A 25,505-nucleotide genomic window follows, 5' to 3' on the forward strand; every position below is an offset into this window, starting at 1 on the left:
TGAAAGAAGGCGTTGAAATGGTAATGCCAGGTGACAACGTTGAAATGTCAGTAGAATTAATCCACCCAATCGCAATGGACCCAGGTCTACGTTTTGCGATCCGTGAAGGTGGTCGTACTGTAGGTGCTGGTGTTGTTGCTAAAGTAACAGCATAATCACTTTATAGTGTGAAAAAGCGCTCCATTTGGGGCGCTTTTTTTATGGCTGTATTTTGTGTGCTAGTTTCCAGATGGATGAAAGCTTGTCCTACTGTATTGATGGATGAAATAGCTGTTCTTTAAACCTTGAATCAATCTAAAACCATTTTATGAACATTCTTTTGCTGCGGTTTAGTTGCCTTTTTTTCTCTTACATCATAAAAATAATTTTGCTGTCTAATTATTCTTGCTCTTACGTCATAAAAAATCATCGTCTATTTTTTTACTCTTGCGTCGTAAAAATAATTTCATTGTCTATTTTTTACTCTTGCGTCACAAAAAATAATTTCACTTATCATTATTTTTTATTCTTCATGTCCTGAACTGACAACTCACTGTCCTTAACTGCACTTAAATACCGCACAGAAAACCGTAATATGAACTCATACCGAAAAATAAAAAATATAGCGGGTTACAGGAAATGAATGACTTCATTGTTGTAACCTCAGGAGTGAGCAACATGAATGCTAAAGTGAGTATTAGTGAACGTGCAGGGGCGAGTTTTCCTGTCCGTCGAATGAATTTCAACTTTGATGCTGTACCTGAATATTGGATGAGTGGTAATGCAGGTCTAACGCATTTTATGACTGCATTATCTGCGTTATTTCCTGCAGGTGAGAAGTTCTTTATAGACAGTGTACGTGCTGTGCGTTATCACCCAATGCTGAAAGACAATGTAGATTTACAGAAAGAAATCAGTGCCTTCATTGGACAAGAAGCCATGCACACGCATGAGCATGTCGGTTTTAATGCCTCTGCACAGAAATTTGGGCATGATGTTGATACTTTGGATCGTCATACAGATACTGTGATTCAAACTACACGCAAATTTATGGCAAAGTTGGCTAAACAGATTGGCATTACTCAGGAAATGGTAGATTTAACAGCAACTACTGCACTAGAACATTTCACAGCAACGATTGCCTCGCAATTATTAACCAATTCACATATTCAAGAATTGATGACTGATGACACCATGAAAACTATGTGGTTGTGGCATGCGATTGAAGAAAACGAACATAAAGCTGTTGCGTATGATGTATTTGAAGGTGTGTTTGGCAAAGGTCTGAAAGCCTATGCACTACGTACAAGTTCTTTGGTTATTTCGATGCTGACTTTATTTTTTGTACAAAACTATTTTTTGTTGCGTTTACTAAAACAAGACGAGCAGTTGAATTTGGAAAATTTACGCATGATTTATCGTTATGCCTATAGTCCATCTAAAGGGATTATTACAGGCATGGGCAAAGAAATGTTGTTCTATTTCAAACCGAATTTTCATCCTAACGATTTTGATACCACAACATTATTAAATACTTGGAAAGCTAAATTAGGCTTTTAAACTTTTCCCTTTGGTCAGGCAACGTAAGTTGCCTTTTTTTTTGCTCGATTTTTTTGTCGTGAAATCTATAATGCCTACATCTTAGAACAGCACAAGATCATTTCTTATGATTCGTTTAATGCAAGCCCATGATGTCGCCGATGTGGTTGCGATTGAAAATTTGGTACAAAGTCATCCGTGGAGTGCCAAACAATTTGCCGAAGCGGTAGAGAGTTATCACAGTACCGTGATTGAACATGCAGGGAAAGTGGTGGGTTTTTGTATTTTGCAACCTGTGTTGGATGAAGCAAATTTGTTGTTGATGGCGGTGCATCCAAGTCAGCAAGGCAAAGGTTTAGGTTATCAACTGCTAGAACATTCTATTGCAGGTTTGAAAAACCAACCTGTGCAGATTTTTTTAGAAGTACGTGAAAGTAATTTAGCTGCGATAGCCCTGTATGAAAAGTCAGGTTTTCATCAAATTGATTTACGTAAAAATTATTATCCTAAAACGGATGGCACACGGGAGCATGCCATTATTATGGTGAAATCTTGTAGCGATGATTTTGCCAGTTTGTTTAAGTAAATCTGATCGATGCAAAAATAGTATTGCATCATTACATTTTTATTTGATGATGGAGTTATTCCAGCCTAAGGGCAGCGTGGTCATTAAGGAGTTTCCCAATTGCTGCACCTCATCGGTATTTAGGCTGCGGTTAATGCGTCGCCATTGACCATCGAGTAGTAGCTCAAGGGGCCCATATTGCGATTTATAATTCATTTTATTGGAATGTGGTACCCAATAGCCTAAGTAAACATATTGCAGTCCCAAATGCTGTGCCTGTTCAATTTGTTTTAATACCGCAAATGTTCCGAGTGAGCGACGACTTTCGTCTGGGTCAAAAAAGGTATAGACCGCAGAAATACCATCATCTAAATAATCACAGGTCGATACCGCAATTAGGCGATCTGCTTGCCAAACTTCTAAAAAGAAGCTGCTGGTACAACTGTGGATTAAAAATTTTTCAAATTGGTCACGGCTGGCAGGGAACATATCGCCATCGGCATGTCGTTCATTGATATAGCGTTCATACAGCGCATAATGCAAATCACCTGCATCTTGTGGCTTGGTGATTTTGATTTGTAAATCGTGATTGCGTTTCCAAGCTTTTTTTTGGGTGCTGTTCATTTTAAATTCAGCGACAGGAATACGCGAAGAAAGGCATTGGCGGCACAAATGGCATTCAGGACGATAGACAAAATCGCCACTGCGACGAAAACCGACCCGAGAGAGTTCAGACAAAGTCAGCACATCAATTTTATGTGCAGGGTCTAAAAAAACCATCCGCGCAGATTTTTCAGGTAAATAGCTGCAATCGTGCGGCGGGGTAATGTAATACTGCAAATCATTTAGCAGGGATTTTGGGTGATATGAATTCATTTTCAAGATCCCTCTCTGTTATTGTCATTCAAGTAGGCGCGCATACTGCGCTATTGTTTTACTTGAAAATACACTGTCCTGATATTTTTTCCAATTGATTGCAGGTTGTTTTACAACATCTTGTAACGATTTAAGATAGTCTTGGCGAGAAAGTGTACATGCTCCGAGACTGATTAAATGGTCATTGATCAATTGGCAGTCAATCCAAGGCAATTGTTGTTCTTGTCCGAGCAGCATCAAACTATAAAATGCCATTTTGGAGACATCGGTACGATGGCTAAACATGGACTCGCCAAAACAGCCTTTACCAATGCTGACCCCATATAAACCACCGACCAAAAGATCTTGATCCCAAACTTCTACACTATAGCCATAACCTGCTGCAAAAAGCTGACTGTAACCTTGAATGATCTCTTCAGAAATCCAAGTTTCATTGGCATAGCTACGGGGCAAGGCACAATTGCGAATTACCTGTTCAAAGGCATGATTGACAGTAATGCGATAATCCATTTTTTTCATGTTGCGGATTAAAGACTTACTCGGCTGATAATGTTGCGGAATAATCACGCAACGTGGCTCAGGACTCCACCAACAAATAGGATCACCTTCTGAAAACCATGGAAATAAGCCATGTGTATAGGCTTCATATAAGGTTGAAGGGGAAAGGTCTGCACCTACACAAATCAAGCCTTCACCTTCAGGATCAACTTCAATGGGATCGGGGAAAATGAATTGTGAAGCCGGGAGCGTGTGCATATCAATTGCCGTATGAAGTTTTACGATGAACTTGATTTCATCATACCTAAAAATGTCGTGATAAAAAAACCGCTCAAGGAGAGCGGTCTTTAAACTTGGACACTAAATTATTCACCAAGTGCATCTAAATATTTTTCTGCATCCAGTGCTGCCATACAGCCTGAACCTGCAGAAGTAATCGCTTGGCGATAAATGGAATCGGCTACATCACCCGCAGCAAATACGCCAGCCACAGAAGTTTGTGTCGCATTGCCTGCAGTGCCGCTTTGTACTTGGATATAACCATCACGCAAGTTCAATTGACCTTCGAACATGCCTGTATTTGGTTTGTGACCAATTGCAATGAATAAGCCAGACACATCAACATCTTGAGTAGAGCCATCAGTGGTTGATTTTAAACGTACTGAAGTTACGCCTGTGTTGTCGCCCAAGACTTCATCAACTTGGTTATTCCAAAGAATACTGATTTTGCCTTCTTTTTCTTTGGCAAATAAATGATCTTGCAAGATTTTTTCAGAGCGAAGTGAATCACGACGATGCACCAATGTCACGTGTGATGCAATGTTAGACAGGTATAATGCTTCTTCAACAGCCGTGTTACCACCGCCAACGACCATCACTTTTTGGTTTTTGTAGAAGAAACCATCACAGGTAGCACAAGCACTTACGCCTTGACCCATAAATGCTGCTTCAGATTCTAAACCTAAATATTGTGCAGTCGCACCTGTGCAAATGATTAAAGCATCACAGGTAAATTCTTCCATATCACCTTTCAGTACAAATGGGCGCACATTCAGGTTTACTTCATTGATATGATCATACACGATTTCTGTGCCAAAGCGTTCCGCATGAGCTTGCATACGTTCCATTAACGCTGGGCCTGTTAAACCTTCAGGATCACCTGGCCAGTTATCAACTTCCGTAGTTGTGGTGAGCTGACCACCCAATTGTAAGCCTGCAATTAAAGTCGGTTTTAAGTTGGCACGTGCAGCATATACTGCGGCACTATAACCTGCAGGGCCTGAACCTAAAATAATTAAACGTGAGTGACGAGCGCTCATGCACAGCATCCTTTTTTTATTTAGAAATTTATGGAATTATACGTGAAACAGGATGAGTTTGCTGTGTGATTAAAGTTGATATTACTGATCATGTAAATCGATTTGAGCTATATAGAAAAAGTTAACAACACACTTCAATAATCTTGCATCTTTTTCTAGGCAACACATGCATAATAGAAGGTCTGTTATAATTTATAGCTTGCTGTGTGGTGAAGCTTGCATCGTGAAATGCAACTTAAATGACACAGCTAAATGAAATACAGACGCTCCGAATCAGGTGGCTTTTTAAGACCATCGAACAAACAAAAAACATTGATGAAGAATTGGCGACAGGACAATATATGACTGCGGTGTCGGGTGCTTATGCACATCGCTTAATAGCGACATTATTTTTGGTCTCTTTTGGAATATATCTGTTCCTTGCAACAGTGACCTATACTCCATTTGACCCAGGTTGGATGCACATTTCCAGTGACACCCAACAGGTTTCAAATGCGAGTGGAATCGCAGGTGCGTGGATTGCCGATTTACTGTTTGGCTTTTTAGGTTGGGCGAGTCTGCTTCTTCCTGCTTATTTTTTTATTGAAGCCTTACAAGTCTGGTGGCCACGTAGTTTTTTAAACCGTCCATTTCGTTATGCTGCACAATTCTTCATTTTATTGGCAACAGCAAGTTTGCTGTATTTATTTTGGCAAGTACCTGCCGATACGTTAGACAATGCCTCAGGCGGCATCATTGGTTTTGAACTTGGGAAAAGTTTATCGCAAATTTTAACCATTTATGGAGCAACACTTTTTTTAGTCGTCTTTTGGATTTTCTTATTTACCCTCGCATTTGGGGTGAAGTGGAACAGAACGTGGGCAACTTTAAAAGCTACACCTGCTTATCTGCAAGATTTGTTCTATCGCAATGTACCTGAAGCAGAATCTGACTTTGACCGTTCTACACCACAGGTGAAAAAGACCGTTGTCGCTGCTGCACCTGTGGTTGCTGTTGAAGTGGCATCAACTGATTTAGAAGCAGCAAGTGAACCCGTGGTTGCACAGGCGAAAGAAGCTGAAACAACTGCGCCACATCCTGCGGCAGAGCGTATGTTTAATCACATGCAGCAACGTGAAGAAGAAGAGCAACAGGCGCAGCAACAGCTATTGGTGCAAGATGAAATTGATGATGTTGAGTTAGAAAAAACCATCGAAAAGGCGCATCGCTTAGAACAAGACAGCCAGCGTATTGTTGCGACAGGCGAAGTGTGGCGTGCTTTACAAGAAAATACCGACAGTCAGCATAACCAAGACATTCATGCATTATTACGTGCTTCTGAAGAACCAGAGCCACATCTACAATCGAATCCTTTTGATGAAGTGCGTCCTGCATCTACGGCATCTCAAGCCACTGCAAAATCTTCGTTAGATTGGGATGATGATCAAATTTTTGATGAATTGCTCGCAGCAGTTCCGCAAGGCAAAGCTGCAAGTGATTTACATAGCCCATTCCAAAACAGCGGGGCAATGGATACTTTAGATGAGTCTGTGACCCAGCAAGAAACAGTGCATCCGCACTCGAATCCTACGGCTCACAATTTTAACGATGATCTCAGCAGATTTGAGTCAGATTTTAATCCGCCATCGTCAAGTGCTTCGAATACGCAAAATCATGCTGTACGCCAAGAGCGCCATTTGCAGCATGATTTAGACAGTTTAGATGACTTGTTGGTGGATGATCTTTTGGGTGATGAGTTACAGCAAGATGCATTTCAAGATCAAGCGCCTGTAGCGCGTAGTACCAGTAGCTATGCACAAAGTTCTGCTTTTGTTCAGGCACCTATTCAGACGGCAGCCACTGCCGCAGTGATGGCAAACGCAGCGACTGCTACACAGGCTGAACAAGCAGAAAAAGTGGCGTTATCCAAAGAAGCATTTATCGAAGCTTGGCAGGAAACCGCAGGCAAACCACTAGACGAAGATGACTTTGATTTTGATGCGCCGCTGACCGATGCACATGGTCGTCCGATGTCACGCGCCATGCAGGTTGCAGAAAAACGTCGTGATTTATCGCCATTACCGGGTTTGGATTTGCTTGATAAAGTCGATCCAAACAAAAAAGTGAACTTCACCGCAGAACAATTATCGCGCTTGTCGGAATTGCTGGAAATTAAATTACAGGAATTTAATGTCAAAGCCAAAGTGGTTGAAGCACAGCCTGGTCCTGTCGTGACCCGTTTTGAGCTGGATTTGGCACCTGGGGTCAAAGCTTCAAAAGTAACCAATATTTCTCGTGACTTGGCGCGTTCAATGTCGATGGCATCGGTACGTGTGGTCGAAGTGATTCCAGGCAAACCGTATATTGGCATTGAAGTACCGAATAGTTCACGTGAAATGGTACGTTTGATTGAGTTATTACAAACGCCTGCTTTTGAAGATCCAAACGGCATTTTATCTATGGCGATGGGGAAAGACATTTCAGGCAATCCTGTGATTACTGAATTGGGCAAAGCACCACACATGCTCGTAGCAGGGACAACGGGTTCAGGTAAATCAGTGGCAGTGAACTCGATGATTTTGTCGATGTTGCTGAAATACAAGCCTGATCAATTACGCTTAATTTTGATTGACCCGAAACAATTGGAACTCGCCAACTATAACGATATTCCACACTTATTGACGCCTGTAGTGACTGATATGAAAGATGCCGTCAGCGCTTTAAATTGGTGTGTCAATGAAATGGAACGTCGTTATAAGCTAATGTCTTTCCTGAAAATTCGTAAATTAAGCGACTATAACCGTAAGGTTGAAGAATCTATTGCCAATGGTGAAGATTTAATTGATCCAACTTGGAAGCCGGGAGATTCAGCAACGCAAGAACGTGCACCGCGTTTAACACCATTGCCATCTATTGTGATTGTGGCAGATGAGTTTGCCGACATGATCATGCAAGTGGGCAAGAAAGCGGAAGAAATGATTACCCGTTTGGCACAAAAATCACGTGCAGCAGGGATTCACTTACTCTTAGCAACTCAGCGTCCATCGGTGGATGTGATCACAGGTCTAATTAAAGCCAACATTCCAACCCGTGTAGCTTTGCGTGTGAACTCGAAAATTGACTCACGTACTATCTTGGATGCGGGCGGTGCAGAAGACCTGCTTGGTCATGGTGATATGCTATTTTTAGGACCGGGTAAAATTGAGCCAGAACGTGTGCATGGCGCATTTATTTCGGATGATGAAGTCAACCGTATTTGTGATGCGTGGCGTGAGCGTGGCGATCCTGACTATGTCGATGAAATCTTGACGCCATTTGATGAAGAACCATCTTCACGTGGTTTTGAAGATGGTGAAGGCAGTCCAGACCGTGATGTGTTGTATGATCAGTGTGTAGCATTTGTTTTGGAAACACGTAAAGTGTCGACCTCATCTTTACAGCGCAAATTTAGCTTGGGCTATAACCGTGCGGCACGTATTGTCGATCAGATGCAAGAGCAAGGCATTGTGAGCGAGCAAGGAGCAAATGGGAAACGTGAAATTTTAGTGTAAAGCTTTCACTTTCTGTTTGATTTTGAATCAAGTAGTGCTATAAAAAAATCCCGCAATTCAATTGCGGGATTTTTTCTTTTTACACTCAATCTTTTTGGCTGAATTTAGCCAGAGATTGTGTTTAAACAGTTTAAGCAAACTTGGCTAAAACTGCTAAAAAACCATCTTTTTGACGTGGAAATTCAGCAATCACATCGTGAATACGCTGACCTTCAGGATTAGTGGCATTGACATCGCGACCATCGGCAACAAATTGTGTCAATAGACGTTCATAGTCACTTGGACGCATGTGTTTAAATGCGTGATAGAGTACGTGAAAATCTGCATTCACACCTGCAGGTGGAAGTTGATTCAAATAGGCAAATACACGTTCATCCGACCATGCTTCGTTAAAGGTCGCAGGTTGAGATAATGCCATGGCAATCTCCAGGTATTGTTCTATAAATAAAAAAGGCAAAATATGAGTTCACAAGCGGAAAAGTGTTTTAGTACACTTTATCTCGAAGCATAGCTTCTCGTCTTGCGACGGCAAAGTAAACTTTGTACATCCAGTCCACTCGAAGCACAGCTTCTCGTCTTGCGACGGCAAAGTAAACTTTGTACATCCAGTCCACTCGAAGCACAGCTTCTCGTCTTGCGACTGGGCAAAGCAGTGCTTTGCTATTCCAGTCTCATATTTTGCCCTGATTCAATTTGCTTGACTAATCAGTATTCAGATTATCGCTCTTCAGGCAAATTGATATTCATTTCCAACATTTCAATATTGGCTTCTGAACGCACAGACATTTGAATATGTTGTTCATCGACACCACGCACGTAGCGATTTACCACTTGCATGATTTCTTTTTTCATCTGATCAATTTTGTCTTGGCTTAAGCGTTTACCTAGACCTTGTTCAGAAGCAACAATCACTTTTAAGCGATCTTTTGCTGTTTGTGCGCTAGATGGCTTGTCTTCACCGCTAAATAATTTGCTCCAAAATCCTGCCATGTCTACGCTCCAAATAATCGTGCTAACCAACCTTTCGGTTTTGTTTCAATATGACGAAACGGACGTTCTTCACCCAAGAAACGTGCAACTAAGTCATCATACGCCTGACCTGCAGCAGCATCGCTATACAGAATGACAGGTTTACCTTCGTTAGATGCTTGAAGTACGCTCTTACATTCAGGAATAACGCCTAAAGTTGGTACACGTAAAATATCTTTAGAAATGTCGTCAATGGTTAGCATTTCTTGTTTATCGGCACGTTCTGGGTTGTAACGTGTGATACACAAGTGCTTACGCACACGACCTTCGTTTTGTTCTACTTTTTTGGTTTTGCTGTCAAGCATACCAATAATACGGTCAGAGTCACGTACTGAAGAAATTTCAGGGTTGGTCACAATAATCGCTTCATCGGCATGGTACATTGCAAGAATGGCACCGCGCTCAATCCCTGCAGGTGAGTCGCAAATAATGTAATCAAACTCTTGTGCCAACTCATCCATAATACGTGCCACACCTTCATCGGTGAGGGCATCTTTATCACGGGTTTGTGAAGCTGGAAGAATATAAAGGTTTTCGATATCTTTATCGCGAATTAATGCTTGTTGTAAACGCGCTTCATTATTTAATACATTCACAAAATCATAAACAACGCGACGTTCACAACCCATAATTAAGTCAAGGTTACGTAACCCCACGTCAAAATCGATAACAACAGTTTTGTGACCACGTAGGGCTAAACCTGTTGCAAAAGATGCACTTGTAGTGGTTTTACCTACGCCACCTTTGCCTGATGTTACGACAACAATTTTCGCCACCGAATCCACTCCTGTTATGGTTTAAATTCCCCTATATTTTTTCGGGGATTTTTGGTGATTATTTATACATTAAAATTGTAGAGCTTCAAATACAAGCTCTTGGTTATCATTTAAGTAAATATGCACAGGTTTTTTAGTCACATGCTGAGGAATATCGTCCGCCACGCAATACGTGCCTGCAATAGATACCAATTCTGCTTCTAGGGAATGACAGAAAATTCGTGCCGCAATATTCCCGCCCGCGCCGGCAATGACTCTACCACGTACACTACCATAAATATGTATATTTCCTGAAGCAATCACTTCAGAACCGCTGTTGATGCCTGCGGTTAAAATAATGTCGCCCTGATGTTGTACCAAGCATTGACCTGTACGCAAAATTTCATCGTGATAAGACGTAATATGCGCTACAGCAGGTGCAGTTTCAGCAACTTGATTTTCCGTCTGTTGCTGTTCTGCCGCAGGTTCAGGTTTTACTTCAACCACTTGTTCTTTGGTGGCTTTCACTTCCTGCAATGGACGGTCTTGCGGGATGACAGGGAACTGAATAGCACGTGCCTGATCTGCCATAATGCCTTCAGTCACAGCAATTGGCTGTGCTTCTAGGCTAATTAGCAATTGAATTAGCGCAATCAATTCTTGTTCGACTGAACTTTCAATGACCACCAAAACCCCTGGTGGAAATGATTTTTGCAACATTGGGCTTAGTTGCTGGCGGATCGCATCATGATCATTGGTGTCTAAGCTAATGCGAATCGCATTGACCAATCTGCCTTTTATCCGTATGTCAGCCATAATAATTCCTTAACACTTCTAACTTTGCTGGTTGTTGAAGTCATCTTATAAATAGAGCAAATCCTAGAACAAATTGGGTGAATTCTCTAGTTCAGTTACTAAAAATATTTCACATTGTTTTAGCTAAAATTATCGAAAGACCTTTATGAAATATCGTGTTGTTGTCCTTCATTTAAAATTTGTTGCCATTGTTTAACTTTTACTTGTTTGCGAATTGCTTCTAAACTTTCAAATATCGCTGATTCTACTAATTTATCAATATGCTGATTATGTTCAATCTCAATCTGACTAATTTTTTCAGCAATCATTTGATAAGTTGGATTTTGTACTTGTTGATGCTGCTGTGCAAAAGGTTCAATTAAACCTTGGGTGATATTTTCACCCAATCGCTGTCCGATACTTTGAATTTGCTGTTCAATACGTCCACCGACCAATGGAATCAGGCGCAGCAATTGCGTCAGTTCAGGCGTATCTTCAATGGCTTGATTCACCACCAACCCGACATTTTTCGCAATCATGTGACGCTGCATTTGTAATTCTTTGCCTAAGGATTCCTGCAAAATATCGGCTAGGGCAATCGCGAGTAATTGACGATGATGCTCGACCAAATCATCAATAAATTGTTTGTGAGTGGTACTGGTGGTCAATTCACGTTGCACACCATTAAGTACCGTGAGTACCACACGGCTACTCAGTTCTTCCATTAGCAAGTTGTAGTAAAAGTTGCCGCGTTTATACCAACTGTCTGGAATGACTTTATAGCCATGGCTATGCAGGTTGTAACCAATCGCGATGGCACGTAATAAACGTAAAAAACGCAATTGCGGAATAATTGCAAGAATTTCATACCAGTGAATAAACGGGAAAAACCACCAACGCTGATGATGTTTGAAAATAATTGCAATACCCCAACGCACGCCCAACTCTACAATTAAAAACGTGGTAAACCAGCCTTCGGTAATCACCACCCAAGGGCGCAATTCTGTTCGATAAAACTGTAAAATTTCAGGTAGACGAATAAAATCGAACAACCATTCGCCAAAATCACTCATTAAAATGGCATTGGCACTTAAACAGAACAAGTTAAAGATGATTAAACCCATCAAAAACAAGTCATAAGCCAAGGCAATTTTCCATCCCCATGAATCTTTACGCAGGGGATGAAAAGAGGATTTGATGACAGGTTCTTCAGACTTTTTCATGGCGTACCTGAATGGTTATGCAGTCGGAGCTGCAAGTTTTTGTTGCATGCTTTCAATCAATTGATCTTTTTCCAGCCACAGTTCATGCACCCATTGCTGAAAACGCTCACGATATTCAGCATCATCTTCGTAATTGCCGCCCAACACCCAATCTGGAATATTAATTTTGCGTAAATTCACCGCAATGCGCGGCACCTCACCTAACCAAAACTCGCTATAGCCCGGCACGCCATCTGGGTACACAATGGTCATATCTACCAAGGCATCAATTTGATCACCCAAAATATTCAATGCCAAAGCTAAACCACCAGCTTTTGGCTTTAATAAATGTTGATAAGGCGATTGTTGTTGATCATGTTTTTCTTGGGTAAAGCGTGTGCCTTCTAAATAATTCAGCAGGGTAAAGGGCTGACTTAATAACTGTTGGCAGGCTTTACGCGCTTCTTCCATATCGCGGTCTTTCAGCTCAGGTTTTTTGGCAATTTGTGCTTTGCTGTGACGCTTCATCATTGGGAAGCCTAAAATTTTAAAGGCTTGTCCTACAAAGGGAATAAAGATCAGTTCCCACTTGGTAAAAAAGCGGGTCAATGGCATACGGGTTAAGCCAAAATACTGATTTACTGTGGTATCGACCCAACTTTGATGGTTACAGGTCATGAGATAACGACCTTGCATGCTCAGTTGCAAATCTTCATCAATGCTGATATCCCATTGGGTATTGGGTAATACATGATCAATCAGCCAGTTGTTTACACTGAGCCAACTGTTGGTAATTTGAATATTGGTTTCATCGACCTTACGTGACTGCTTTAACAGTTTGGTTAAGCCCAAAGCCAACACAGGAGGGCCGTGAAAAAATGTACTGCCAGTGATGACTGTACCCACGGTGAGACCTTTTGTGATTTTTTTTAATAAAGGGTGTTTCTTTGCTTGCGATGACATATAAATCAATCCTGAAGATAAATCGTCCAATGCGTCACGTGTTTGTAGATGACTCCAATATAAATGTTGTTTTTAAAATAAAAAAGTGTTGAAGTGAAAGTGTGTAGAAATTGTGATGAAGTTATACCAAGATTTGTACATGATCATGTATATTTGTAAGTAAAAGTTTTTTTATTAACAAAAAATCAATGGTCTAAGTATATTTTTTCATTCAATATTCAGCATATACAACAAAACACAAGTAAGGAGGCATGCCATGCGTGCATTAGCAATTTCGGCAGCAGTCGTAGGGGCAATGGTTTTAACTGGTTGTCAAACGACTGGTAACAACCTTGGTGGTATGGAATATGACAAAACTGCGTTAGGCACAGTAATTGGTGCTGCTGCGGGTTATGGCATCTCTAAAGGTAACGCAAATACAAGCGCACAAAACAACCGTGCTGCAGCGATTGGTGCTGTAGTGGGTGCTGCTGCGGGTGTTTATCTTGACAATAAAGAAAAACAACTTCGTCAACAAATGGCTGGTACAGGCGTAGAAGTAAACCGTAATGCCGATGGTTCTGTTGGCTTGATCATGCCGGGTAACATCACGTTTGATACTAACAAATCAAACATCAAACCAAACTTCTATTCTACCTTGGACAAAGTAGCGCAAACGCTAACCCAAGATAACAAGAGCGGTATTTTGGTAACAGGTTATACTGACAGCACTGGTAACGACGCAATCAACATTCCATTGTCACAAGCACGTGCACAATCGGTTGCAAACTACTTGGCTAGCCGTGGTGTATCAACTTCACGTATTAATGCACAAGGTCACGGTGCTGCAAACCCAATCGCATCGAATGCTACTGCAGAAGGTCGTGAGCAAAACCGTCGTGTAGAAATCAGCATTTATGCAATCCAATAATCTGGCATTATATAGATTGTAAAGAACCGCCTTCGGGCGGTTTTTTTATGCAAGCAATTTCTAGGGTCTACTCAGCAAATAGACAATGACGTCTAAAGTAGCATTTTAGATTAGTCATCTTTGGCGGAGATGACTATAATCGAGCTCGAACCGAAATAGAGGAAATACTATGTCACTGGCAAGTCAGTTAAACGACAAGCAACTTGAAGCGATGAAATACACTCAAGGACCCTTGTTAGTGCTTGCAGGGGCGGGTTCAGGCAAAACTTCGGTGATTACCCGAAAAATTGCCTATTTGGTTAAGCATTGCGGGATTCCTGCGCATCGTATTACAGCAATGACTTTTACCAACAAAGCAGCACGTGAAATGAAAGAGCGTGTGACCAAATTATTGTCACGTGAAGAAGCCAAAGGTTTGTCGGTTTCGACTTTCCACACCTTTGGTCTGAATTTATTGCGTCTTGAATTAAAACACACGCCGTTAAAAGCCAACTTCTCTATTTTGGATGCCGATGACTGTAAACGTATTCTGATGGATTTAATGCACCGCGATAATTTGTCGGGTGCAGAAAGCAAAGAATTGATTGCCAAAGCCATGAAGATGATTTCGGACTGGAAAAACGATCTGATCGCACCAGAACAGGCACATACCACGTGCGAAACGCCAGAAGACATCCAATTTGCACATTTATATCAACTTTACGAACGTAATTTACGTGCCTATAACGCGGTAGATTTTGACGATTTAATTGTAATGCCAACACGACTTTTGCAAGAAAATGCTGAAGTGCGTGACAAATGGCAGAACCGTGTTCGCTATTTATTGGTCGACGAGTATCAGGACACCAACACCGCACAGTATATTTTGGTGAAGTTGCTGGTGGGGGTGATGGGGCAGTTCACTGCGGTAGGTGATGACGACCAATCGATTTACGCATGGCGCGGTGCCAAGCCTGAAAATATGGCCTTGCTGAAAGATGATTTCCCGAATTTAAAAGTGATTAAACTTGAGCAAAACTATCGCTCGACCAGTCGCATTTTAAAAGCGGCCAATACCGTCATTGGCAATAATCCACATATTTTTGATAAAAAACTTTGGTCAGACAAAGGTCATGGAGAAGTGATTCGGGTGATCACTTGCCGTAACGATGATGATGAATCAGAACGTGTGGTTAAAGACTTACTCACTCATAAACTGATGAATGGCAAAAGCTGGAAAGATTATGCGATTTTGTATCGTGGTAACTTTCAGGCACGTATTCTGGAAACCCAATTACGTCAAATGCAAATTCCTTACAAGCTTTCGGGGGGGCAGTCATTCTTCGCACGTGCTGAAATCAAAGACATCATGAGTTATTTGCGTCTGATTATTAACCCTGAAGATGACAGCGCATTCTTACGCATTATTAACACGCCTAAACGCGCGATTGGTCCTGTGACTTTGGAAAAACTAGGGCTGTTTGCACAGGAAAACCATTTGTCATTATTGGCTGCTGCAGGTGATCAGCGCCTAACCATGGCAATTCCGAAAAAAGCCACGACGCAGTTGGCAGAGTTTTCAGATTTTATTAGCAATTTTACTCGTAATTTATTGGAAGATGATGAGCCTGTGCCAATCATCCGCCAGATGATGCTCGAAGCAGGCTATATCGACTACATTAAAGAGCAAGCGGCTACACCTGCGCAGGAAAAAACCAAGCTAGATAATATTGAGGTGCTGTATAGCAGCATCCAAAGTCTGATTAACCGCGCTGAAGATGTCGATGAAAAAAATATTGAAAGTGTGATTCGTAAAATGGTGCTGCTCGATATGCTCGAACAGCAACAGGAAGAAGAAGACACCGATAAAGTCAATTTACTCACCCTGCATGCGTCCAAAGGTTTGGAATTTCCGTACGTGTATTTGATTGGTTTGGAAGAAGAGCTTTTACCGCATAAAAACTCGATTGTGGCAGATACTGTCGAGGAAGAACGCCGTTTGATGTACGTGGGGATTACTCGTGCACGTCAGGGCTTAACCATTACTTTGGCAGAGCAGCGCAAAGCGGGCGGGCAAATGAAACAAATGACCCCAAGTCGTTTTTTGGATGAATTACCACAAGATGAATTGGAATGGCTCGGACGTAAGAAAAAGTTAGCCGGTGATGTCGATCCGAAATTACAGGCACAGCATTATTTGGAAAATTTACGTGCTCTGATTAAGCGCTGAAAAACATTCAGCGGTGTTGATGCAAGTACAGCATCAAAGGGCATAATTTATATCGAAATTACATTGAAAATTTAAAAACAGGATAAACTTCATGAAAGTTCAAGTTAAAGTCTTAGATTCACGTTTAGGCACAGAATGGCCAATGCCAACTTATGCAACCGCAGGTTCGGCAGGGTTGGACTTACGTGCTTGTGTAGACAGCAGCACCGTGATTGAGCCGGGTCAAACAGTATTGGTCAAAACAGGTTTAGCGATTTATATTCAAGATACAGGTTTTGCAGGCATGATTTTGCCGCGTTCAGGCTTGGGTCACAAACATGGCATCGTGTTGGGGAACTTGGTGGGTTTGATTGATTCAGATTATCAGGGTGAATTGATGGTTTCGGTGTGGAACCGTAGCCAAACAGCATTTAGCTTAGAACCTGGTGAGCGTTTAGCGCAATACGTTTTGGTACCTGTGGTGCAGGCTGAGTTTGAACAGGTAGATGAATTTGTCGCCACTGAACGTGGTGCAGGTGGTTTTGGGCATACGGGTAAAAACTGAGTTTACTGAGGTTTTAGCCTAAATCGTTTGGTAAGGTTTTACTTGAAACTTTACCAACAATTCTTGAAAAGTAACGAAAGTTGCACTAATAATGACAAGCATATTGCTTGATGATTTGAGACGATAATTCCTACTTTAAAAAGTCTGATTAGAATTTTTCAAAATTTATAGAGCCAAGATTTATTTATTTTATGTTGGCTCATCTTTGTAGTTGTAAGCCTATGAACAATCCACAAACACTTTTTCCACAGCATATTTTTCGCGCTTACGACATTCGTGGCAAAGAAACTGTGCTGACCGCGAAATTGGTACACGCCATTGCACAAGGATTGGTGCAACAATATCAACAAGAAAAGCAAACTCAAATTAGTATTGGTTATGATGCGCGTTTAAATAGCCCCGCTTATGCTGAAATTATGCGCCAAGTCTTTCTTGCCCATCAATTTCAAGTGACGATGGTGGGTTGTTGTTCTAGCCCGATGTTGTATTTTATGGCACGACACACGGCAGGCAATGGCATTATGCTTACGGCCAGTCATAATCCAAAATCAGACAACGGCATTAAATGGATTGTGCAGGGCGAACCGCCAACCCCTGAAATGATTCAACACGTGGCACACGATGCAGCGCCATATTATTTAAATACCGATGCAGCACCATCCATCGCCTCACAACACGCCACCAACATTTCACATGAATTTATTGAAGATGCGTGTCAGCAATATCAGCAGGCAATGTTGAACGATATTCAACTGGCGGGCACTTTTAAAGTGGTTTTAGATGGGATGTATGGTTCGGCAGGTCATTGCGCTGCTTTGGTTTTGCAAAAAATGGGCTGTGAGGTGATTGCTTTACGCTGCGAAGCCAATGGTCATTTTCCAGAACATGCACCCGATCCATCACAAGAAAAACACTTACAACATTTAAAAGCTGCGGTGCGTGAACATCAGGCGGACATTGGCATTGCTTTAGATGGCGATGGTGATCGTGTCGTCCTCTTGGATGAACATGCCAATGTGCTTTCAGCAGATCGTTTGCTGTCTTTATTTGCAGAAATGTGTTTAAAAACTCATCCTCAGCATCAAGTGGTGTTTGATGTAAAATGCTCCACTATGGTGCGCAATACCGTGCGTGATTTGGGTGGCGAAGCGGTGATGATTCGCACGGGCAGTACCTTCTTGCGGCGTTATTTGGCGCAGTCGCAAGGCAAGGCTGTGTTCGGTGGCGAATACGCAGGACATTATGTATTCAATGATGGACGTGGTTTTGGCTATGACGATGGTATTTACGCAGCGCTGCGTGTGTTGGAATATTTAAGCCACAGTAATTACAGCAGCCTTTCGGCATTGATGCAGAAATACCCTGAGCGTTGCTGCACTGAAGACACGTATATCAGCACACGGAATATTGAACCGAGTGCGGTTTTAAATGATGTTGAAAGTTCTAGCCATCGCAGTGGTGCAGAATTAAGTAAAATAGATGGTGTAAGACTTGATTTTGAAGATGGATTTGGCATTATTCGAGCATCCAATACAGGCGAATATTTTACGGTGCGTTTTGATGCCGATAATCCATCACGACTGAATGATATTCGCGATACATTTGTTTCCATGTTAAGTGAGCGATACCCTGAAATCGCCCAAGACATTTTAGATGCTCAATAAGGAGAGGCGAATGCCACATCAACAGACTGGTATCGACAAAGCGCAAATTTTGACTGAAGCTTTGCCGTATATTCAACGTTTTGCGGGCAAGACCCTTGTTGTGAAATATGGCGGCAATGCCATGACCGATCCTGAGCTGGAAAGTTCTTTTGCTCGTGATATCGTGTTGTTAAAGACTGTAGGCTTAAACCCGATTGTGGTGCATGGCGGTGGCCCACAAGTGGATTCTATGCTCAAGCAATTGGGACGTGAGTCTGACCGTATTGATGGCATGCGTGTCACCGATCCTACGACTATGGAAGTCGTAGAAATGGTCTTGGGTGGTAGCGTCAACAAATCTATCGTCAATCTGATTAACCAACATGGCGGTCGTGCCATTGGTTTGACGGGTAAAGATGGTAACTTGATTCGCGCACAAAAATTATTGATGCAAAAAACTACTGAAACAGGCGAAGTACAACAAATTGACCTTGGTTTGGTGGGTGAAGTGGTGGGTGTCAAAACCGACGTGTTGGAAATGTTTACCAGCAGCGACTTTATTCCAGTGATTGCACCTTTAGGTGTCGATGATGCAGGCAATACCTATAACATTAATGCCGATTTAGTCGCAGGTAAAGTTGCCGAAGCATTGGGTGCGGAAAAGTTAATTTTGCTGACCAATATTACGGGTGTATTAGACGAAAATAAAAACCTGTTAACTGGTTTGACTACGCAGGAAGTAGATCGTTTAATTGATACAGGCGTGATTTACGGTGGCATGATTCCAAAAGTGGGTTGTGCATTGGATGCAGTTAAAGGCGGTGTAATCAGTGCACATATTGTAGATGGTCGTGTGCCACATGCTACTTTATTGGAAATCTTTACTGATCATGGTGTGGGAACATTAATTACCAACCGTGTCCAAACGCGTAAATAAAACTCTATAAGATGATCCCTAAAAGAGCTTCACAATTGAAGCTCTTTTTTATGTCAAATTTACGGCAAGAAACTGAAATTTTGTTGATTCAGCATCCTTGAAATTGCTTTGCACCTATCCTGCAATCTTAAAATTGTAGTCGCTAAAATCGCGGTCATCATAGTGTCATGCTGCTGTCCTAGTGTAGGAGAAAACATGAGGTATCTATGATGCTACAAAAATTAAATCAGTATCGTCAGCAGTTTAGCTTTCCTATGGTTAAAGTGGGTAAAGCACAGAAAAAAAACAGCAAAGCTACGCAATATGCGTTTGAATGGGTTGAAAATTTAAAGCAACTACAAGAAGTACAGCGCTTTCGTGCACAGCAATTTTCCAAGCAATTTGGCATTGAATTTGAATCGGGTTTAGATCAGGACTTGTACGATTTTGGCTGTGAACACGCCGTACTCAGAGATAAATCTACGGGTGAAATTGTTGCTTATACTCGTTTAAAACTTTGGCAAGGGCATGAGCTAGCCAACAGTTATAGTGCGCACGAGTTTAAAATTATAGATGAGTTAGGGCATCTCTCGAATATTGTCGAAATGGGGCGTACTTGTGTGCATCCACGTTATCGTTCAGGCAAAACACTCTCTATTTTATGGCTGAATTTAGTGCCTAAAGTGTTATGGGAAATGCGTGCCAAACACATGATTGGCTGTGTCAGTATTCGTTTGGAAGGTAATGAAGCACGCGCGTATCATACCCATCAAGCGATTCAACAATTGGCAGAAAATCAACGCTGCGATATTCAGTCACAGCAGCCGTTTGAGCCAAGTTGTCCAAGTCATAGCTTTAGCCAAGATGAACGAATACCTAAACTGTTTGATGTTTATCTGAAAATGAATGCTAAGCTGTCTGAGCAAGCATTTTATGACCGTGAGTTTAATTGTCTAGATTATTTTGTTTTGTTAGATGTGAAACAAATGGCGAAACATTTTATTCGCCAAAAGAAAGTGAAAGCATCTTAACTAGAATAATTAAGCAGAGATTTCTACAGCACTGCATATCTATGAAGTGGTACTGTAGAAATCTATTTATATTTTTCAGATTTGAATTATCCACATGGCTGATGCACAATAATCAGATAATTTCATTATTTGTATAAAGATAAGGCTTTATGTGTCAGTTGCTTGGAATGAATTGTGCGACACCTACCGATATTACCTTTTCATTTCGGGGATTTTCGCAGCGCGCAGGAATCACCTCAGATCATTCTGATGGCTTTGGCATTGCTTTTTTTGAAGATAAAGCTTGCCGTTTATTTGTCGATAACCAGTCTGCAGTGGAGTCACCCATTGCAGAATTGATCCGTAACTATCCCATCAAATCGCGTAATGTGATTGCCCATATTCGTAAAGCGACACAAGGCAAAATTAATTTAGAAAATTCACATCCGTTTAGTCGTGAGTTGTGGGGACGCCAGTGGATTTTTGCCCATAATGGTGATTTACATGACTTTCATCCACGTTTATCAGGTCGTTTTACCCCTGTGGGCAATACCGACAGTGAACGTGCATTTTGTTATTTGTTAGATCAATTGGTAAATCATTTTGGTTATGATGAACCGAGCCTGACGCAAATTTTTGACTTGTTAGCCGAAATTTCTCCTAAAATTGCAGAACATGGCACTTTTAATTTTTGTTTGTCCAATGGTCAGGCATTATTTAGTTATGCGGTGACCAAATTACATTGGTTGGTGCGTGCTTATCCATTTCAGCCTGCACAATTAATTGATTTAGATGTTGAGGTTGATTTTAGCCAAGTCACCACAGCAGAGGATTGTGTGGCAGTGATTACCACTGAACCCTTGACTCAAAATGAAACATGGACAGCATTTCAGCCAGGTGAAATGATTTTATTTCAACATGGACGCCCAATTAAAACCCAAATGACACATATTGCGCGTTTGGAACGTGAGCGTTTAAATCCTGAATTAAGACGGATCACCAAAGCGGATCAATACTAATTTATACGGGTATGTGTGGTTGAAAAATATTCATTTTATTATTGTATAATTCAATTAAATCAAGAATGAAAATGTATAAATTGGTTAATTAATAATTGATTCTTTTAGTCGGGTATTTTTGTTAAAATTTATTTAAATCAATGTCTTGTGTTGTTTTTGTGCGATTTAAACCAATCCCTACCAATTCGCTTCATTTTTATTTATGGGAAATACGGCTACCATTCCGCAATGTGATTAATCATTTATTTCTGTAAGGTGGTCGTATGAAGATGAAATGGGTTCCAGAATACAACACTGGTATCGATGTGATTGACGATCAGCATAAACGTATCCTCGATTATATTAATGAAATTGTTGAAATTAGCGATGGTACAGATCGAGCACGTGTAAAGCAGATTTTAGATAATATTATTGATTACACCCAGTCGCATTTTACGTTTGAAGAATCATTACAAGAAGAAGCGGGTTATAAATACCGCGTACCACATAAACGTGTACATGATTTATTCATTAAAAAAATTGAGTTTTATCGTGATCGTTTTGAAATGGGACAATCCATTGAAGGCGAATTGCATGAAGTTTCATCAAAATGGTTAATTAATCATATTCAACACGATGACGCCGATTATGTCGGTGCAGTGAAAGAGAATATGATGGGTATTATTAAGGAAAATGAGAAGAAGAAAGGTAAAGGCTGGTTCGCTCGTTTCTTCTCATAAGTCTGAAGCCATAAAAATGAAAGAATAAAAATTATAAATTTGCGCAGCAAGCTATCTAACGATAGTTTGCTTTTTCTTTTTTGAGGTTTTGCTTTTCCTTGATGACAAAGGCAAAATAGCCGTAGATTTTTATTAGGACAGCGTCATGCAGGACAATGCTATGTCACGATGGTTATCGCCGCTGATGGCATTTGGTTTATCATTCATTATTATTGCCACACTCGCACCAATGACAGGTATTCAGGTTGAGCGTCAGCTCGACTTTTGGTTGTTGTGGTTAGCAACCATGCTGATTTTGGCATTACCGATTACTTATTTGGAAATTGCCTTAGCCAAACGCTCAAAAACGACAGCATTACAAGCACTTTTAAGTTTAACCCGTGATGCCGATGCTTCTCAAAAATGGCGTTTGGTGGGCTGGCTTGCAGTGGTGTTCATTCCATTTTTAGCAGGCGGTTTGTTGTCTAATGCTGCGCAAATTTTAAATCAATATGCCGCTGCAGACTTGGCTAGTCATGTCTTGTTTGTGATTGTGGCTATTTTCGCACTGGCATTGTCATTAGTGCCGCGTCAAATTTTATTGCTATGTACCGCTGTTGCTGTTGTGGCGGCTTTGGTTTTATCGATGGTGATGGGTTCAGAACTCCCTGCATGGCAAGTCACCTCAATTGAGTTTAGCGAATGGGGCAGTGCAACCGTTTTGGCTTTGGTGGCCAGTGGTTTAGGCATGGGCTTGTACTGGCAAACTAGTTTGCCGCAAGTACAGCAACAATCTGCAGCAACTTCAACGGTATTGCCAATTTGGATTGCTCAGCTATTGGCAGTCGTTGCTTTTGCATTCTTTGCCGTGCAAGCACAAATTCCAGCATTGGCTTTGGTGGTGGCAACTGTTGCAGCAGCAGCGGTTTTATTACAATTGGCACGTGAACAATTGGCACAACGTCAAATGGTGGTTGCGATTCAGTGGGTTGTATTGATTGCAGCAACTTTGGCTTGGGCAATTCCTGCCATTAGTCCTGTATTTAATTTTGCCTTATTGCTTTGGGGCTTAGTTATTTGTTTGATTTACGCTATTTTTGCAGGCTGGATTATGAAAATCAGCCATTTGCGTAAAGCCATGAACTTTAGCAGTGAAGCGTTTTATAACATTTGGCGTATTGCAGTACGTGTGGTGTTACCTGTATCTATCGTAGTGGCGATGGTGGCGTTAATTGGACAGTGGATCGCATGAGTCAAATGGCGCAGGTTTGGGTGGCGTATGCCACACCCGAACAACAATGGCATGTGGCTGTCGCATTTCAGCAGGGTATGACCGCTTTAGATGCAATTCAGCAAAGTGGACTTATGACAGCGACGACTTTGCCTGAACCGTTGATGCTGGGTATTTTTGGTGTGCGGGTTGAGCCGCAGCATGTATTACAAGCAGGTGATCGGGTTGAGATTTATCGTGCTTTGACCATTAACCCGAAAGATATTCGTCGTAAACGTGCCGCAAAGAACCCAGTAGGGCGTTATGCCAAAAGCAATCGCTTGAGACAATTGCAATGATTTAAAAAACCCCTCAGATGAATTTCAGTGAGGGGTTTCTTTTTATTCTAAAGCGGCTATAGTGGTGGCGCGTTGAGAATCGCTTCTTTCGATCCTGGTAGGCCTGGTTGAGATTCTGGAATCGTTTCCAATCCTTCAACTTTTTCTACAATACCATTTTGATTGAAAAAGATTTTCAAATGCTGACCATACGCGGCAGGGATCTTGGCTTTTTTAGCATAAGTTCCTGGGATATAGTTGTAAATGTAGTCCCAACGTAATGGATTCATCGGGTCGGCGATGGTAGGACTGCCCAGCAAAAAGCGGACTTGTTGATGACTCATACCGACTTGGACTTTAGACGCTTGAGCTTGGGTTAAAGGTGTACCCTGTGGAATATCGACTTTATAAACGCCCAAGGTCGAACAGCCTGCGAGCAGTGAAGTGACCAATAACGTCAACATGATTTTTTGCATTTTGCTACACTATCCCAAATTAATTATGATGCATTTGATCTTGATCCAGTGTTAGATCATACTGCATCTTAACTTTGTTGCATATTCCAACTTTAATTTTGTTGAGAGACCTTTTTTCATGCCTATTTCAAATCAAGAATTACGCAAAGCTGGACTTAAAGTTACCCTTCCACGAATTAAAATCTTAGAATTATTGGAAAATTCAAAACAACATCATTTAAGTGCAGAAGATATCTACAAAACTTTACTCGATCAGGGTGAAGATGTGGGTTTAGCAACTGTGTATCGTGTGTTAACACAGTTTGAAGCTGCAGGCATTATTGAGCGTCATAATTTTGAGAACAATCATTCTGTGTTTGAAATCATGCAGGAAGATCACCACGACCACTTAGTTTGCTTGAACTGTAGCAAAGTGGTTGAATTTATTAATGATACTATTGAAAAAGAACAGCATGATGTGGCAGAGAAATTTGGTTTTGAGCTCACAGGGCACTCGCTGAATTTATATGGTTATTGTGATGCGCCAGAATGTCGTGAAGCGTTGCGCAAGAAATAATTTGCTGTAGGTATAAAAAATAGGCTTCCGTATGGAAGCCTATTTTGTTTGTGTTTAAGCATTGTTGCGAAGTTATTGCCCATCGAAGGTAATATTCGAGGTTGCATGTAACAAACGCTCGCCACCTTCTTCTGATGATTTGATTTGTAGACGCAAATCGTTTGGCGAGTCGGCGTGTTTAAGTGCGTCTTTGTAGCTAATTTGCTTGGCTTTATAGAGGTCGTATAAAGCTTGGTCAAAGGTTTGCATGCCCAATTCACGAGAACGCTTCATTAGGTCTTTAATTTCGTGCACATCACCTTTACGGATTAAATCTGCAATTAATGGTGAGTTAATTAAAATTTCAATCGCAGCACGACGTGAGTTGCCATCTATGGTTGGAATTAATTGCTGTGCCACAATCGCTTTCAGGTTTAGCGACAAATCCATGAACAACTGGTTATGTCGGTCTGCTTCAAAGAAGTGAATAATACGGTCAATTGCTTGGTTAGCGTTGTTGGCGTGCAGGGTGGCAAATACCAAGTGACCTGTTTCGGCAAAGGCAATTGCATAATCCATGGTTTCGCGGGAACGAATCTCACCAATCAGAATCACGTCAGGTGCTTGACGCAAAGTATTTTTTAAGGCGATTTCAAAGGAGTCAGTATCAATTCCGACTTCACGCTGGGTAATAATACAGCCTGCATGTTCATGCACAAATTCAATCGGGTCTTCAATGGTAATGATATGACCTTTGGAGTTTTGGTTGCGGTAACCAATAATAGACGCCAAAGAAGTCGATTTACCTGTACCAGTCGCACGGCTTTGTTGCACAAACCTATCTGTAAAGGCTTTTTCAGCGATATAATTTTCAAATGAAGAAGCCTACACACAAAATCTACCGTACAACCAATTGGCCCGCATATAACCGAGCACTCATGAGTCGC

25 protein-coding genes and 1 pseudogene are annotated in these 25,505 nt (G+C 41.3%); 15 read left to right on the forward strand and 11 right to left on the reverse strand.

The annotated features are described in order from the left end of the window. The 3 genes from AC07E5_RS11600 to rimI all read left to right on the forward strand — a co-directional run. Window positions 1–155, forward strand: a 155-nt coding sequence (locus AC07E5_RS11600) for an EF-Tu C-terminal domain-related protein (protein WP_447270508.1), incomplete at its 5' end; no start/stop codon positions are given. Between the two features lie 502 nt (window positions 156–657). Beyond that, entirely contained in the window at window positions 658–1,539 is an 882-nt protein-coding gene (locus AC07E5_RS11605; RefSeq protein ID WP_180169482.1) for a metal-dependent hydrolase, read from the forward strand. A 106-nt stretch (window positions 1,540–1,645) separates the two neighbouring features. Then, the gene (rimI, locus tag AC07E5_RS11610; protein ID WP_180169481.1) at window positions 1,646–2,104 is read left to right on the forward strand and encodes a ribosomal protein S18-alanine N-acetyltransferase; all 459 of its coding nucleotides are present in this window, start codon (window positions 1,646–1,648) and stop codon (window positions 2,102–2,104) included. Window positions 2,105–2,143: 39 nt separating this feature from the next. On the opposite strand, the gene AC07E5_RS11615 is transcribed toward rimI, so the two are convergent. The 3 genes from AC07E5_RS11615 to trxB all read right to left on the reverse strand — a co-directional run bounded on the left by AC07E5_RS11615 (window position 2,144) and on the right by trxB (window position 4,776). After that, complete coding sequence (locus AC07E5_RS11615) at window positions 2,144–2,959, reverse strand: arginyltransferase (RefSeq protein ID WP_178866996.1); 816 nt, start codon at window positions 2,957–2,959, stop codon at window positions 2,144–2,146. Window positions 2,960–2,983: 24 nt separating this feature from the next. Next, window positions 2,984–3,715, reverse strand: coding sequence for a leucyl/phenylalanyl-tRNA--protein transferase (gene aat, locus AC07E5_RS11620; protein WP_180169480.1), 732 nt, complete (start codon window positions 3,713–3,715; stop codon window positions 2,984–2,986). A gap of 107 nt (window positions 3,716–3,822) precedes the next feature. Next, window positions 3,823–4,776 (reverse strand): thioredoxin-disulfide reductase, encoded by a 954-nt coding sequence (gene trxB / locus AC07E5_RS11625; RefSeq protein ID WP_070154293.1) that lies wholly within the window; start codon window positions 4,774–4,776, stop codon window positions 3,823–3,825. Window positions 4,777–5,117: 341 nt separating this feature from the next. Between trxB and AC07E5_RS11630 the strand changes: the two genes are divergently transcribed. Beyond that, window positions 5,118–8,306, forward strand: a complete 3,189-nt coding sequence (locus tag AC07E5_RS11630) for a DNA translocase FtsK (protein ID WP_104853253.1) — start codon at window positions 5,118–5,120, stop codon at window positions 8,304–8,306. Window positions 8,307–8,436: 130 nt separating this feature from the next. Here the strand turns inward: AC07E5_RS11630 and AC07E5_RS11635 are convergent, their stop codons facing one another. The 6 genes from AC07E5_RS11635 to yihG form a co-directional block, all read right to left on the reverse strand. Further along, window positions 8,437–8,724 carry a PA4642 family protein gene (locus AC07E5_RS11635; protein ID WP_004975291.1) on the reverse strand — a complete coding sequence of 96 codons (288 nt, stop codon included), beginning with the start codon at window positions 8,722–8,724 and terminating at the stop codon, window positions 8,437–8,439. A gap of 299 nt (window positions 8,725–9,023) precedes the next feature. Then, window positions 9,024–9,296, reverse strand: coding sequence for a cell division topological specificity factor MinE (gene minE / locus AC07E5_RS11640; RefSeq protein WP_096902698.1), 273 nt, complete (start codon window positions 9,294–9,296; stop codon window positions 9,024–9,026). A 2-nt stretch (window positions 9,297–9,298) separates the two neighbouring features. Then, window positions 9,299–10,111 (reverse strand): septum site-determining protein MinD, encoded by an 813-nt coding sequence (gene minD, locus AC07E5_RS11645; RefSeq protein WP_096902697.1) that lies wholly within the window; start codon window positions 10,109–10,111, stop codon window positions 9,299–9,301. A gap of 69 nt (window positions 10,112–10,180) precedes the next feature. After that, a complete protein-coding gene (gene minC / locus AC07E5_RS11650; protein WP_096902696.1) occupies window positions 10,181–10,906 on the reverse strand; it encodes a septum site-determining protein MinC in 726 nt (241 codons plus the stop codon). 143 nt (window positions 10,907–11,049) lie between these two features. Beyond that, window positions 11,050–12,108: a hypothetical protein gene (locus AC07E5_RS11655; RefSeq protein WP_004975298.1), complete on the reverse strand. Its 1,059-nt coding sequence runs from the start codon at window positions 12,106–12,108 to the stop codon at window positions 11,050–11,052. Window positions 12,109–12,123: 15 nt separating this feature from the next. Next, window positions 12,124–13,050: a 1-acylglycerol-3-phosphate O-acyltransferase, YihG family gene (yihG, locus tag AC07E5_RS11660; protein WP_104852413.1), complete on the reverse strand. Its 927-nt coding sequence runs from the start codon at window positions 13,048–13,050 to the stop codon at window positions 12,124–12,126. Between the two features lie 256 nt (window positions 13,051–13,306). On the opposite strand from yihG, the gene AC07E5_RS11665 reads away from it, so the two are divergent. From AC07E5_RS11665 to AC07E5_RS11710, 10 genes are all read left to right on the forward strand, one after another. Further along, a complete protein-coding gene (locus tag AC07E5_RS11665) occupies window positions 13,307–13,960 on the forward strand; it encodes a YiaD family glycine zipper/OmpA-like lipoprotein (RefSeq protein ID WP_104852412.1) in 654 nt (217 codons plus the stop codon). 169 nt (window positions 13,961–14,129) lie between these two features. After that, complete coding sequence (locus AC07E5_RS11670) at window positions 14,130–16,169, forward strand: UvrD-helicase domain-containing protein (protein WP_253132175.1); 2,040 nt, start codon at window positions 14,130–14,132, stop codon at window positions 16,167–16,169. 91 nt (window positions 16,170–16,260) lie between these two features. Continuing rightward, window positions 16,261–16,713, forward strand: coding sequence for a dUTP diphosphatase (dut, locus tag AC07E5_RS11675; RefSeq protein ID WP_019838282.1), 453 nt, complete (start codon window positions 16,261–16,263; stop codon window positions 16,711–16,713). A gap of 221 nt (window positions 16,714–16,934) precedes the next feature. Beyond that, window positions 16,935–18,377, forward strand: a complete 1,443-nt coding sequence (locus AC07E5_RS11680; protein ID WP_004975308.1) for a phosphomannomutase/phosphoglucomutase — start codon at window positions 16,935–16,937, stop codon at window positions 18,375–18,377. 10 nt (window positions 18,378–18,387) lie between these two features. Then, a complete protein-coding gene (argB, locus tag AC07E5_RS11685; RefSeq protein ID WP_004975310.1) occupies window positions 18,388–19,293 on the forward strand; it encodes an acetylglutamate kinase in 906 nt (301 codons plus the stop codon). Between the two features lie 209 nt (window positions 19,294–19,502). After that, entirely contained in the window at window positions 19,503–20,303 is an 801-nt protein-coding gene (locus tag AC07E5_RS11690; protein WP_026438333.1) for a GNAT family N-acetyltransferase, read from the forward strand. Window positions 20,304–20,452: 149 nt separating this feature from the next. Further along, on the forward strand, window positions 20,453–21,301 hold the full coding sequence (locus AC07E5_RS11695) for a class II glutamine amidotransferase (protein ID WP_004975313.1): 849 nt from the start codon (window positions 20,453–20,455) through the stop codon (window positions 21,299–21,301). A gap of 263 nt (window positions 21,302–21,564) precedes the next feature. Then, the gene (locus AC07E5_RS11700; RefSeq protein ID WP_136144087.1) at window positions 21,565–22,020 is read left to right on the forward strand and encodes a bacteriohemerythrin; all 456 of its coding nucleotides are present in this window, start codon (window positions 21,565–21,567) and stop codon (window positions 22,018–22,020) included. Window positions 22,021–22,165: 145 nt separating this feature from the next. Continuing rightward, complete coding sequence (locus tag AC07E5_RS11705; protein WP_004975316.1) at window positions 22,166–23,251, forward strand: SLC5/6 family protein; 1,086 nt, start codon at window positions 22,166–22,168, stop codon at window positions 23,249–23,251. Then, the gene (locus tag AC07E5_RS11710) at window positions 23,248–23,568 is read left to right on the forward strand and encodes an RnfH family protein (RefSeq protein WP_253132177.1); all 321 of its coding nucleotides are present in this window, start codon (window positions 23,248–23,250) and stop codon (window positions 23,566–23,568) included. Before AC07E5_RS11705 ends, AC07E5_RS11710 begins: the two co-directional genes overlap by 4 nt. Before the next feature lie 56 nt (window positions 23,569–23,624). Here the strand turns inward: AC07E5_RS11710 and AC07E5_RS11715 are convergent, their stop codons facing one another. Then, window positions 23,625–24,023 (reverse strand): outer membrane protein assembly factor BamE, encoded by a 399-nt coding sequence (locus AC07E5_RS11715; protein ID WP_253132179.1) that lies wholly within the window; start codon window positions 24,021–24,023, stop codon window positions 23,625–23,627. Window positions 24,024–24,141: 118 nt separating this feature from the next. Between AC07E5_RS11715 and fur the strand changes: the two genes are divergently transcribed. After that, window positions 24,142–24,579 (forward strand): ferric iron uptake transcriptional regulator, encoded by a 438-nt coding sequence (gene fur, locus AC07E5_RS11720; RefSeq protein ID WP_004975325.1) that lies wholly within the window; start codon window positions 24,142–24,144, stop codon window positions 24,577–24,579. 72 nt (window positions 24,580–24,651) lie between these two features. Here the strand turns inward: fur and AC07E5_RS11725 are convergent. Further along, a pseudogene (locus AC07E5_RS11725) lies at window positions 24,652–25,377 on the reverse strand (ATPase, T2SS/T4P/T4SS family); the annotation flags it as partial. Between the last annotated feature and the right edge of the window lie 128 nt (window positions 25,378–25,505).

The sequence above is a fragment of the Acinetobacter seohaensis genome, from assembly GCF_056431365.1.